Origin of the sequence: Nocardia sp. NPDC058058 (genome assembly GCF_042885355.1) — a bacterium.
In the GTDB taxonomy this organism is placed as follows: domain Bacteria; phylum Actinomycetota; class Actinomycetes; order Mycobacteriales; family Mycobacteriaceae; genus Nocardia.
The window spans coordinates 231,671-243,553 of sequence record NZ_JBHVSA010000004.1 but is presented as its reverse complement, the minus strand read 5'-3'; the positions used below and the strand labels follow the sequence as shown (position 1 = coordinate 243,553).

At 67.1% G+C, this 11,883-nt stretch carries 15 protein-coding genes; 5 read left to right on the top strand and 10 right to left on the bottom strand.

Annotation, left to right across the window (positions count from 1 at the left end; translation table 11 throughout):
* Positions 1-11: 11 nt before the first annotated feature.
* From rpmF to mrf, 3 genes are read right to left on the bottom strand one after another with little or no spacing between them, the layout of a single operon-like run.
* Positions 12-185, bottom strand: coding sequence for a 50S ribosomal protein L32 (gene rpmF / locus ACFVUS_RS32130; protein ID WP_364642390.1), 174 nt, complete (start codon positions 183-185; stop codon positions 12-14).
* Between the two features lies 1 nt (position 186).
* Entirely contained in the window at positions 187-465 is a 279-nt protein-coding gene (locus ACFVUS_RS32125; RefSeq protein ID WP_387775155.1) for a type B 50S ribosomal protein L31, read from the bottom strand.
* Positions 466-469: 4 nt separating this feature from the next.
* The gene (gene mrf, locus ACFVUS_RS32120) at positions 470-1,792 is read right to left on the bottom strand and encodes a ribosome hibernation factor-recruiting GTPase MRF (RefSeq protein ID WP_387775152.1); all 1,323 of its coding nucleotides are present in this window, start codon (positions 1,790-1,792) and stop codon (positions 470-472) included.
* 101 nt (positions 1,793-1,893) lie between these two features.
* Here mrf and rpmB point away from each other — a divergent pair, with 101 nt between their 5' ends.
* Genes rpmB through rpsR form a run of 4 tightly spaced genes read left to right on the top strand, consistent with a single transcriptional unit; the run spans position 1,894 to position 2,907 of the window.
* A complete protein-coding gene (gene rpmB / locus ACFVUS_RS32115) occupies positions 1,894-2,130 on the top strand; it encodes a 50S ribosomal protein L28 (protein WP_364642400.1) in 237 nt (78 codons plus the stop codon).
* 10 nt (positions 2,131-2,140) lie between these two features.
* Entirely contained in the window at positions 2,141-2,311 is a 171-nt protein-coding gene (gene rpmG / locus ACFVUS_RS32110; RefSeq protein ID WP_364642403.1) for a 50S ribosomal protein L33, read from the top strand.
* Between the two features lies 1 nt (position 2,312).
* Entirely contained in the window at positions 2,313-2,618 is a 306-nt protein-coding gene (rpsN, locus tag ACFVUS_RS32105) for a 30S ribosomal protein S14 (protein ID WP_387775147.1), read from the top strand.
* A 34-nt stretch (positions 2,619-2,652) separates the two neighbouring features.
* A complete protein-coding gene (gene rpsR, locus ACFVUS_RS32100) occupies positions 2,653-2,907 on the top strand; it encodes a 30S ribosomal protein S18 (protein ID WP_354985278.1) in 255 nt (84 codons plus the stop codon).
* A 145-nt stretch (positions 2,908-3,052) separates the two neighbouring features.
* Here rpsR and ACFVUS_RS32095 read toward each other — a convergent pair whose 3' ends face one another.
* Complete coding sequence (locus tag ACFVUS_RS32095) at positions 3,053-3,616, bottom strand: LysM peptidoglycan-binding domain-containing protein (RefSeq protein ID WP_375964674.1); 564 nt, start codon at positions 3,614-3,616, stop codon at positions 3,053-3,055.
* A gap of 205 nt (positions 3,617-3,821) precedes the next feature.
* Here ACFVUS_RS32095 and ACFVUS_RS32090 point away from each other — a divergent pair, with 205 nt between their 5' ends.
* Positions 3,822-4,283: a hypothetical protein gene (locus ACFVUS_RS32090; RefSeq protein ID WP_387775142.1), complete on the top strand. Its 462-nt coding sequence runs from the start codon at positions 3,822-3,824 to the stop codon at positions 4,281-4,283.
* Positions 4,284-4,380: 97 nt separating this feature from the next.
* On the opposite strand, the gene purH is transcribed toward ACFVUS_RS32090, so the two are convergent.
* The 6 genes from purH to sucC all read right to left on the bottom strand — a co-directional run bounded on the left by purH (position 4,381) and on the right by sucC (position 11,616).
* Positions 4,381-5,967, bottom strand: coding sequence for a bifunctional phosphoribosylaminoimidazolecarboxamide formyltransferase/IMP cyclohydrolase (gene purH / locus ACFVUS_RS32085; protein WP_387775139.1), 1,587 nt, complete (start codon positions 5,965-5,967; stop codon positions 4,381-4,383).
* Entirely contained in the window at positions 5,964-6,617 is a 654-nt protein-coding gene (purN, locus tag ACFVUS_RS32080) for a phosphoribosylglycinamide formyltransferase (RefSeq protein WP_387778400.1), read from the bottom strand. The genes purH and purN overlap by 4 nt, the downstream gene beginning before the upstream one ends.
* A gap of 64 nt (positions 6,618-6,681) precedes the next feature.
* Positions 6,682-8,163 carry a DUF6350 family protein gene (locus tag ACFVUS_RS32075; RefSeq protein WP_387775136.1) on the bottom strand — a complete coding sequence of 494 codons (1,482 nt, stop codon included), beginning with the start codon at positions 8,161-8,163 and terminating at the stop codon, positions 6,682-6,684.
* Positions 8,164-8,372: 209 nt separating this feature from the next.
* Positions 8,373-9,326, bottom strand: coding sequence for a DUF5336 domain-containing protein (locus tag ACFVUS_RS32070; protein WP_387775133.1), 954 nt, complete (start codon positions 9,324-9,326; stop codon positions 8,373-8,375).
* 194 nt (positions 9,327-9,520) lie between these two features.
* Complete coding sequence (gene sucD, locus ACFVUS_RS32065; protein WP_387775130.1) at positions 9,521-10,435, bottom strand: succinate--CoA ligase subunit alpha; 915 nt, start codon at positions 10,433-10,435, stop codon at positions 9,521-9,523.
* A gap of 14 nt (positions 10,436-10,449) precedes the next feature.
* Positions 10,450-11,616, bottom strand: coding sequence for an ADP-forming succinate--CoA ligase subunit beta (gene sucC / locus ACFVUS_RS32060; RefSeq protein ID WP_387775127.1), 1,167 nt, complete (start codon positions 11,614-11,616; stop codon positions 10,450-10,452).
* Between the last annotated feature and the right edge of the window lie 267 nt (positions 11,617-11,883).

The window sequence follows — 11,883 nt, the reverse complement described above, 5'->3', positions numbered from 1 at the left end:
TCACCGCGCGATCAGAGATCAGCCGGATCGAGCAGCCCGAGTTGCACCGCACGCGCCAGACGGCGCGGAATCCGATACTCCACACCGCCCACCGTCACCGGAATCAGATCGGGCGCGGTCGCTTTCCACTGCGAACGCCGACTGCGGGTATTCGATCGCGACATCCGCCGCTTCGGAACGGCCATCTCAATTCTCCTCTTGCACGATGGAATTGCCGCGCACGCGTTTGCCATAGCGGCGTTCGAACTTCTCCACGCGACCCGCGGTATCGAGGACTCGATGCGCACCCGTCCAGAACGGATGCGAATCCGAGGTCACATCGACCACCATGAGCGGATAGGAATTGCCGTCCTCCCATTCGATGGTGCGCGCCGAGGTCGCGGTCGACCGGGTCAGGAAGCGCTTTCCGGTACTCGCGTCCTCGAAGACCACCGGATGGTAGTCGGGATGGATTCCCGCCTGCATCGCCTCACCTTTCGTTCTTGCGGGCACCGGCGTCACCGGTGCCCGGCGTGGATACGGTTGTGTCGCACGGATCCTCGTGCTGATCACCGAACGGGTCGTGCCACAGCGCCACCCGCTCGGGAGCGAACCGCACCTGCCGCAGTTCGTCCTCGTCGACCAGCGCCCAGTGCAGCGCGTGCCGGATCTCCTCGGCATCGGCGTCGTGCACCAGGATCACCAGGGACGAATGCCGATCGCCGAAATGCTCGTCCCAGCGCAGCGACGCCATCATGTGCCGTTCCGGATCCACCCGCGCGAGCTCGTCCAGCTCTTCGGGAGTCATTGCGGCCAGCCATTTTCCGGCCCCACCGATGCGCAGACCGCCGCCCGCGGACTCCAGCCACACCACCTCGCCGGGCTGGGTGGCGAGCCAGATCCGGCCGCGCGCGCTCACCACACCCTCGAGCAGCGCGTCGATCGCCGAATGCAGGCGGTCCGGATGGAAGGGGCGGTCGGTGTCGAATTCCACCAGTGCCACACCGCAATCTGGCTCCAGCGGGGGTTCACCACGCAGCAGGCTCGCGTGCGGATCGAAGGGCGCGCCGCGCCGGGCATCGGACGGAATCCGGTCCAGCAGACCGAAAAGCGCGTCGGCACGCAGCATTTCGGACGGAGCGTGCTGCCCGAGCGAGGCGGGTTCGTCCAGCCAGGCGATCGGCGCGCGCGGGGCCAGCCGGGCCAGTACCGCGGCGGTGCGCAAGCGCTCGTCCGGATCCGCGCCGCCGTCGAAACCCAGTAGCGCGTCGGCGAATTCGACCTGGCCCACGGCCAGCTGGGCCATGGTTCGATCGTCCTCGGCGGTGGCGTGACCGCGTTCGGCGAGGGTGTCGTCACCGGTGGCGTCGGTCAGCCAGTCGCGGGCGTCCAGGCAGGTGAGCACCGCCTCGATGCGCACACTGCGCCCGGCCGGACCGTCCACCCGGCCCGGCACTCCGCTCACCACCACATCGCGGATGGCCTGGCAGACCGCCTCCGCCTCGAAGGCCGGATCCAGCGCGAGCACGATGCGGTGCACCGAATCCCGTTGCGCCAGTAGGCACAGATACGGCAGCAGATCCGCGCGCAGCGTGCAGGAGACGCAGCCGTGCGCGAGTTCGAGCACGGTCGCGTCCACGCGGCCGTTCAGATACGCGGTGCGGCGCACCACGCCCTCGTGCAGTTCGGACAGGTCGTGCCGGACCACGACGGTGCCGGGTTCGGCGCCCAGCCGCCGGGCGGCCCGCTGTACGCCTTCGGCCGCGCGGCCGGGCAGGCCCGCGATGACGAGCACGGGTGTTCGGTCGTCCACCGGAGCCCCTTTCGACAACGATTTTCATTTACCGGTGGCCCAGCGTACATTGGAATAAACCCGTTGTCGAAAACGATTGTCATCTGCAGGAAGGGGTGCTCATGTCGGCAATCTGCCAGGTCACCGGACGCAAGCCCGGATTCGGCAAGTCCGTTTCGCACTCGCACACCCGGACCAACCGGCGCTGGAACCCCAATATCCAGCGCAAGACCTACTACCTGCCCAGCGAGGACCGGCGCATCACGCTGAACGTCTCCGCCAAGGGCATCAAGACCATCGACCGCGACGGCATCGAAGCGGTCGTCGCCCGGCTCCGCGCCGGCGGCCAGAAGATCTGAGGAGCAGCAGATGGCATCGAAATCGACCGAACTCCGGCCGATCATCAAACTCGTATCCACCGCGGGCACCGGGTACACCTACGTCACCCGCAAGAACCGGCGCAATAATCCGGACCGCATGACCCTGCGCAAATACGATCCCGTCGTACGCAGGCACGTCGACTTCAAGGAAGGCCGCTGATATGGCCAAGAAGTCGAAAATCATGAAAAACGAAGAGCGCAAACGGATTGTCGCGCGCTACGCGGAACGGCGCGCGGAACTCAAGGAGCTCATCCGCAAACCCACCACATCGGCGGAGAATCGCGCGGCCGCGCAGACCGCCCTCGCGAAGCTACCCCGCGATGCCAGTCCGGTACGATTGCGCAATCGGGACGCCGCGGACGGACGCCCGCGTGGTCATCTTCGAAAGTTCGGCCTCTCGCGAATACGTGTCCGCGAGATGGCTCACCGCGGAGAATTACCCGGTGTACACAAATCGAGCTGGTAGGCACCCACAGATCTCGTGAGAAGGAACCGCTGACATGGCAGTGAAGCGAGCACCGTCGAAGAAGGTCCGCGCCGAGCAGGGCCGCAAGCCCAAGAAGAACCCACTCATCGCAGCCGGCGTCGAATACGTCGACTACAAAGACGTGAACCTGCTCCGCACCTTCATCTCCGATCGCGGCAAAATCCGCAGCCGCCGCGTAACCGGCCTGACCCCGCAACAGCAGCGCCAGGTCGCCATCGCCGTGAAGAACGCCCGCGAAATGGCCCTGCTGCCTTTCACGAGCCGCTGACGCAGCTCGCACCCGGTGGTGAAAAACCTTGTGCCCCCGATGCTTACGCATCGGGGGCACAGTGCGTTGGGGGGCGTTCCCACCAACGGCGAGGCCCCCGAGTGCTTGCGCTCGGGGGCCTCTGACAGTTCTGGGTGTCCCGGGATTACGGGATGGTCAGGACCTGGCCGACGTTGATGGCGTCGGGGTTGGGGATGCCGTTGGCGTCGGCGATCTGCTGGTAGCGGTTGCCGTCGCCGTAGAAGCGCTCGGCGATCGCCCACAGGGTGTCACCGGACTCGACCGTGTAGGTCTGCGCGGCCGGCGGCGGCGGGGGCACCTCTTCGACGGCCGCGGCCTGGGTGACGACCTCTTCGACCGGAGCGGCGATCGGGTTGTCGGTGTTGGTCTCGGTGGACCACACCGGGCCGCCGTCGCCGTAGATGACCACGTTGCGGTCCGGCTGAACCACGAGACGGTCCACGGACTTGCCGTTGGTCTCGGTGGACCAGGCGGCGCTGCCGTCACCCTTGTAGAGCACGAAATTGCCGTCCGCCTGCAGCGCCGCGCGCGTGACGTCCTGGCCATTGGTGGCGGAGGCCCATTCGACCTTGCCGCTCGGATCGGTCAACACGAGGTTGCCGTCATTCTGCAGAGTCAGAGAATATGCGCCGCCCTTGAGCGAGTCTCCGAGACCAAGTTCTTCGCCAACCTTCAATGCGTCGCCCACGGTGCGTCCTTTCCGGAGGGGGAGAGCTACAGATAATTCGATGGCGCGTAAGTGCATTCGCACATCTCCTACCGAGGTTACTGCTCCCGCCCCGGTCCGGGTGCGGATTACGCGCCGAGTCCCCGGATAATTTGGCTCACTGTCGCTAGGAGTTCGCTATGGCGTCATATCCGCCCCGACCGGTCGGACCGTTAGGGTGGTCCGCATGTACGGGACCCGAGGCCGCCGCCTCACCGCCACCGCTCTCGCCGCGCTGCTCAGCCTGGCCGTCGCCGCCTGCGGCGATACCGAAAAGACCGGCGACCAAACGAAAGTCAGCGGCACGACCACCAGCGCCGATCCCGCCCCCACCGAAGCGCCGCAGGGTCAACTAGGCCGTGCCTTCACCGCGGATCCCGCCATCGTGAACCCGCATCCGCTGTCCTTCGACAGCTGGACTCGGGTGGCCGCCGACCGGATCGCGGTCAACTTCACCACCGGCTCGCCGGAATGCTACGGCGTCGACGCCACCGTCACCGAAACGGATAAGACGGTCAGCATCGCGCTGCGCTCGGGCACCCGCCCCGACGCGGTCGGCCGCATGTGCACCATGATCGCCGTCTTCGGCAGCCTGGAACTCCCGCTGAAGTCCGCACTCGGTGATCGAAACGTGGTCAGCGCCAAGTAGTTACGCACCGATACCGCCGAAAGCACGGAGCCGGTTGCGAATCGCTCTCACGATCCGCCACCGGCTCCGAAATTCTTTACGCCCGTAGGGCTTTCACTCAGTGCGCGAAGTGCCGCGAACCCGTGAGGTACAGCGTGACACCGGCCTCGCGGCACAGCTCGATGGTGTCCTTGTCGCGGATGGACCCACCCGGGTGCACGATGGCGCGCACGCCCGCCTCGACCAGGATCTGCGGGCCGTCCGAGAACGGGAAGAACGCGTCGGACGCGGCCACCGCACCCTGCGCGCGCTCACCGGCGCGGTCCACGGCCAGCTTGCAGGAGTCGACCCGGTTGACCTGACCCATACCCACGCCGACGGCCGCACCGTCGTGCGCCAGCAGGATCGCGTTCGACTTCACCGAACGGCAAGCCCGCCAGGCGAATTCGAGATCGGCGAGGGTAGCGGCATCGGCGGCCGCACCGGCGGCGAGCGTCCAGTTGGCCGCGCTGTCGCCCTCGGCGTCGAGGATATCGCGGTCCTGCAGCAGCAGTCCGCCGCTGACCGGACGCAGCTCAACACCCTTGCGCTGCGCGGGGGTGGCCACGAGCACACGCACATTCTTCTTGCGCTGCAACACTTCCACCGCACCGTTGGCGTAACCGGGCGCGACGATGACCTCGGTGAAGATCTCCGCGACCTGCTCGGCCATCTCCACACTCACCTCGCGGTTGGCCGCGATGACGCCGCCGTACGCGCTGACCGGATCGGTGGCGTGCGCCTTGCGATGTGCCTCGGCGATATCCGAAGCCACCGCCACGCCACAGGGATTGGCGTGCTTGATGACCGCGACCGCGGGCAGTTCGAAGTCGTACGCGGCCCGCCAGGCGGCATCGGCGTCGGTGTAGTTGTTGTACGACATCTCCTTGCCGTGCAACTGCGTCGCCTGCGCCAGCCCCCGCGCACCGGCTTCGCTGGTGTACAGCGCCGCGCCCTGATGCGGGTTCTCGCCGTAGCGCAGCACCGAATCACGGTTCCAGGTCGCGCCGACCCAGGCCGGGAAACGCTGCGACGCATCGGTTTCCACACCGTCGGCGGCCTCGGCGGCCGGAACGGCGACACTGGTCATCCAGCTGGCGACGGCCACGTCGTAGGTGGCGGTGTGCTGGAAGGCCTTGGCGGCCAGCGCGGTTCGCTCGGCGAAGGTGAAACCGCCGCCCTGCACCGCCTTGAGCACATTGTCGTACTCGCCGGTGTCCACGACCACCGCCACGGACGGATGGTTCTTGGCGGCGGCGCGCACCATGGACGGCCCGCCGATATCGATCTGCTCGACCGATTCGTCGATGCTCGCGCCACTGGCCACGGTCTGGGTGAACGGGTACAGGTTCACCACGACCAGCTGGAACGCCTCGACGCCGAGTTCGACGAGCTGATCGAGGTGCTCATCCTTGCGGGTGTCGGCCAGGATGCCCGCGTGCACGCGCGGGTGCAGGGTCTTGACGCGCCCGTCGAGGGTCTCCGGAAAACCGGTCAGGTCTTCGACTTTGGTGACCGGGATGCCCGCGTCGGCGATCTTGCTCGCGGTCGAACCGGTCGACACCAGCTCCACGCCCGCGGCGTGCAGGCCGGTGGCCAGCTCGATCAGGCCGGTCTTGTCGTAGACGCTGACCAGGGCCCGCTGAATCGGCTTACGTTCACTCACCGGAGAACCTCATCTGGGATAACTGCCTTTCGTCCATCGGAGACAATGCCTCGGATCGCGACGGCGGCGACGGTCTCCGCCAGCAGCCGTCGCTCCACAACCTTGATGCGTTCGTGCAGGGTCGCCTCGTCGTCATCCGGCAGCACCGCGACCGCCTCCTGCGCGAGAATCGGCCCGGTATCCACCCCCGAATCGACCAGGTGCACGGTGGAACCGGTGACCTTGACCCCGTACGCCAGCGCGTCCCGCACCCCGTGCGCGCCCGGGAACGCGGGCAGCAGCGCGGGATGGGTATTGATGATCCGCCCGGCGAAGCGCGCCATGAACTGCGGGCCGAGGATCTTCATGAACCCCGCGGACACCACCAGATCGGGCTGGAACGCATCGACGATCTGGGTCAGCGCGAAATCCCAGGCGGCGCGATCCGGGAAATCGGCGAGCTCCACCGCGAAGGCCGAGATGTCGAACTCCTCGGCGTGCTCGGTGGCGGCGCAGTCGCGATCCACGCCGACGGCCACGACCCGGGCCGGATAGCCCGGCTCCCGGGTGGCTTCGAGCAGTGAACGCAGCAGTGAACCGGTGCCGGAGGCGAGCACGACGACGGTCGCGGGCGCGGTCGGCGGTAGCAGCTGGGCGGGCGTGGAACTCAGCGCACTACTCCCTGGGGTATCGGGCGGAAAGGGAAGGGCGGAATGCGCTCCGCCGCCTCAGAGCCTAACGACCGTCCACTCCCGGGTGGTCCGGCAGGTCTCCCTCTACCACTTCGGCGTCGACGATGTCGGAGTTCTCGTCCGATTCGCGCGGCGATTCGTCGTCGAGGGCGAAGGGTTCGTCCAGCAGTTCACCGTCGACCTCGACCACCTGACCCGGATCGTCATCGTCGTAGTAGTCGTCCGTGTACTCGTCGTCCGCGTAGTAGTCGTCGGCGTAGTCGTAATCCTCGTCCTCGTACCGGACGTCGTATTCGGCGTCGTCATAGTCGTATTCGGCCGCGGGAGCGGGTGCGAACCAGCGCGCCGCGAGCATGCCGATATAACCGGCCAGGGCGAACCAGACGAAGGCCAGGATCGCCGCGATCCCCACATTCGGGCCGATCCAGCCGAACGTGCCCAGCTCACCCCCGGCGATAACGCCGAGCAGCGTGAACAGCAGTGCGGCGACGCCCGCCGAGGTGAGCGTCGCCCACGGCGCGGTCGGCCGATCATCGGTGGTGCGACCGCAATCCAGGCCGCCCAGCACCCCGACCGCCGCCGGGGCGATCAGGAAGACCAGCCACCAGGCCGCCACCGGACCCGAGGGCACGGCCGCCATGAGCGGCACCGCCGGAACCGGCGCGCCCTCGATACCGAACAGGCTCAGCGCACCCGCGCCGATGTGCACCTCACCGCCGAGCAGCACGCTCACCGCGTCCACCAGCGCGTTCGGCAGGTACGCCAGCGACACCAGCGTCAAACCCAGTGCGCCCACGATATTTCCGGCCGTGTGATAGGTGTCGCCGATCCGCGACCAGTGCAGCAGGAACGACAGCACGATGAGCGCCGCGGCCACCGCCGACAGTCGCCACACCGCGCGCATACCGGCCCGCACGCCCGGAACCACCCACGGCGGCAAAGGAATCGGCAATAGTTCGGCGAAATCGCGCCAGTGCCGTGCGCCGACACCGGCGAGCACGGCCAGCAGATGCAGGCCGATCACCCAGGCGAACGCCACCAGGGTGTGCGGCGGTTGCAATGCCACCACCGCCGACGCGTCATCGGCCACCGCCAGGCAGACCGCGGTCACCAGCAGCGGCCCGCCCACCGCCGCACCCGCGATCCAGGCCAGATCCACCGGTGTGCAATTACCTTCGGCCGCACAGTGATCGGCCGCCTTCGCGCAATCGCGAGCCACCAGCCACAGGATGAACCCGGTGGGCAGCAGCGGCCACAATCCGATCGTGGTCCGCCCGATGGTCAGCGGAACCTGATGCACCGCAAGCCAGCTCGCCGACACCGCCCCCGAAGCCCCCGACAGTCCGCTCCCCGCGGCCAGCAGCGTGCCGAACACCAGCGCGAAAATAATCAGCAGCGTGATGCCCGACGCCCGCGCCGCCACCATGAACAGCACCCGGGCCCGCTCCGGTGTGAGCGACCCGAATCCGCCCCCGCCCACCGAGACCGGACCCCGCGGCATTTTCCGCAAATCCTCATCGGTCACCCGAGCCAGGGTAGTTCTCGGCGCACTCATGGAAAACCAGCCTGTCAGTTCGCTCCGGCGGGAACAGGCAGGCGCGCCGGGCAATTCCCGGCGTAGTGCCAGGTAGAGCTCCCGTCACCGCCCGTCATCCCGGCATGCTTTTGGCCGGGGGCCGCAATAGCGAACGGCCCCCGGTGAATACCGGGGGCCGTGGCGTGGAACGGGTGTTGCTACTGCTTGTCGTCCTGGCCCGGACGGAACGCGCGCGTCGCGTCGGCGGCCGGATCGGCGGACTGTTCGCCACCGAACGGCTGGGCCGGGCGCGGCGGCTGCGCACCGAAGTGCTGGGTGGCGTTCTCATTGCCCGCGGGCTGGCCGTAGGACGGCTGCTGCTGGCTGTATCCACCCGGCTGCGGCTGACCGTACGACTGCTGACCGTAGCTCGGCTGCGGCTGCGAACCGGTGCCGTACCCCGCGGGCTGCTGCCCGTAGGACGGCTGCTGCGGGTACTGCCCACCGGTGCCGTAACCCGGCTGCTGCTGCCCCTGCTGCGGCGCCTGCCCGTAGGACGGCGGCTGCTGTCCGAAACCACCCTGCTGACCGAAGCCCGGCTGCTGGTAGCCGCCGCTGCTCTGACCGAACGGCTGCTGCTGCCCGAAGCCTTGCGGCGCGGCCGGTTTCGGGGCGGGCGGCTTGACGATGCCCACCTCGAACAGCACGGCCAGCACCGCGGCGGCGGCCTGCACCAGCGACAGGAAGACCAGTACCCAGCCACCCCACTTGGTGGAGAGGTCACCGGTGAACGAGTTGAACAGGATCGACAGGAAACCCGTCAGCGCGGCGGCCGCCGCGACCCCGAGCCAATCCTGCTTGGGCAGCAACGAAAGTCCCGCGAGCAGACCCGAGAACAGCAGAATGCCGACGAGCAGCGGATTCGACTCGAACAGGTTGTACGTGAGGCTGAGTTCCTTGGCGCCCTTGTACGGCGCGAAACCCAGCAGGAAGTTGATCACACCGAGCGCGGCGACGCCCACGGTGAGAAGGAACGGAAGGCCTTTGCCTGCGACGCCCGTCGTACTCGACCCTGCTGCGGGACCACCCGCGGGCTGCGAGCCGTAGCCAGGTGCGTTGGAAGGCGTCGGCGCGGGCCCGTTGTATCCCGAGCCCCCGGTCGGGTATGACATGTCGTCGTCTCCTATCGAGTCGTTCACGAACTCTTACCGACGCTACTGCACGAAACCCCCAGCGGCACCACCTACCACCCGCCGTGCCCATTCCGCAATAGGGCGAATTCGCCACGCGGCCAGCGAAAATCAACCCTCGGAGACGGCGAGGGCCGCCTCCCCCGGCTGGGGAGGCGGCCCTCGAAACTCGCTTATCAGGCGGTGATGCTGGCCTTTTCGAGGATTTCGCGCGCCAGGGCGGCGGTCTCGGACGGGGTCTTGCCGACCTTCACGCCCGCGGCCTCGAGGGCCTCCTTCTTGCCCTGCGCGGTGCCCGCACCGTCGGAGACGATGGCGCCGGCGTGGCCCATGGTCTTGCCCTCGGGAGCGGTGAAGCCCGCGACGTAACCGACGACCGGCTTGGTGACGTTGGCCTTGATGTAGGCCGCGGCCCGCTCTTCGGCGTCGCCGCCGATCTCGCCGATCATGACGATGAGCTTGGTCTCGGGATCCTTCTCGAACGCCTCGATGGCGTCGATGTGGGTGGTGCCGATGATCGGGTCGCCGCCGATGCCGATGGCGGTGGAGAAACCGAAGTCGCGCAGCTCGAACATCATCTGGTAGGTCAGGGTGCCCGACTTGGAGACCAGGCCGATCGGACCCTTGCCCGCGATGGTGGCCGGGGTGATGCCGACCAGCGACTCACCCGGGGTGATGATGCCGGGGCAGTTCGGGCCGATGATGCGGGTCTTGTTGCCCTTCTCCACGTTGTAGGCCCACGCGTACGCGGTGTCCTGCACCGGGATGCCCTCGGTGATGACCACGAGCAGCGGGATCTCCGCGTCGATGGCCTCGATGATGGCGTCCTTGGAGAAGGCCGGGGGCACGAACGCGATCGAGGTGTCGGCCCCGGTCTTCTCGATGGCCTCGGCGACCGAAGCGAACACCGGCAGCTCGACGGTGTTGCCGTCCTTGTCGGTGTGGGTCACGGTGGTGCCCGCCTTGCGCGCGTTCACACCGCCGACCACGTTGGTGCCCGCCTTCAGCATCAGCGCGGTGTGCTTGGTGCCCTCGCCGCCGGTGATGCCCTGGACGATGACCTTGTTGTCCTTGTTCAGGAAGATAGACATGTGGGTTCGTGTCCTTACTTGGCGGCGGCCAGTTCGGCGGCCTTGTCGGCGCCTTCGTCCATGGTCTGAGCGAGAGTCACCAGGGGATGGTTGAAGTCGGCGAGGATCTTGCGACCCTCCTCGACCTTATTGCCGTCGAGGCGCACGACCAGCGGCTTGTTGGCCTCGGCGCCCAGGGTCTCCAGCGCGCCGACAATGCCGTTCGCGACCGCGTCGCAGGCGGTGATGCCACCGAAGACGTTCACGAACACACTCTTGACCTGGGCATCGCCCAGGATGACATCGAGGCCCGCGGCCATGACGGCAGCCGAGGCGCCGCCGCCGATGTCGAGGAAGTTGGCCGGCTTCACGCCGTTGTGGTTCTCGCCCGCGTACGCGACCACGTCCAGGGTGGACATGACCAGACCGGCGCCGTTGCCGATGATGCCGACCTCGCCGTCCAGCTTGACGTAGTTGAGGTCGTTCTCCTTGGCCTTGAGCTCCAGCGGATCGGTCGCGTCGATATCCGCGAACTCCGCGTGGTCGGGGTGCCGGAATTCGGCGTTCTCGTCCAGGGTGACCTTGCCGTCGAGGGCGAGGATTTCGTCATTGGGGGTGCGAACCAGCGGGTTGACCTCGACCAGGGTGGCGTCCTCCTTGACGAACACCTCCCACAGCTTCTGGATGGTCACGGCCGCGGCGTCGAGCACCTCGGCGGGCAGGTGGCCCTGCTCGGCGATGGAACGGGCGAAGGCCAGGTCGACACCCTTGACGGCGTCGACGGCGATCTTGGCCAGACGCTCGGGGGACTTGACCGCGACTTCCTCGATCTCCATACCGCCTTCGACCGAGCACATGGCCAGGTAGGTGCGGTTGGAGCGGTCCAGCAGGAAGGAGATGTAGTACTCCTCGGCGATGTCCTTCGCCTCGGCGACCAAGACCTTCTTGGTGATGTGGCCCTTGATGTCCAGGCCCAGGATGTTCTGGGCGTGGGTGAAGGCGTCGTCCGGGGTGGCGGCGTACTTCACGCCACCGGCCTTGCCGCGGCCACCGACCTTGACCTGCGACTTGATCATTACCGGCTTGCCGATTTCTTCGGCGATCGCACGCGCGTCCTCGGCCGTGTCGGTGACGCGACCCTCCGACGAAGGCACTCCGTGCTTCACGAAGAGTTCCTTCGCCTGATATTCGAAGAGATCCATGTACTCACCGTCTCGTCTGCGTTGTTGTGACAACGTCTGTGTTGGCGGCCCGTCGTCGGAGGCGGGTCGGGTCGGACTCTAATCAGTCACATGGAGCCGAAATCAGCCGCATACAGCCTAAGTGGCGCAGGTCACGGTACTGTCTCTACGCTCGCAAAACGCATGGTCAATGCTACTCATCAGTAGCTTGTTGACGGCGCGCCAGGTGGGACACACGAATCCCGAATAGTGACACGGAGTACTACGTGTCGTCGTTGACAATGCTCA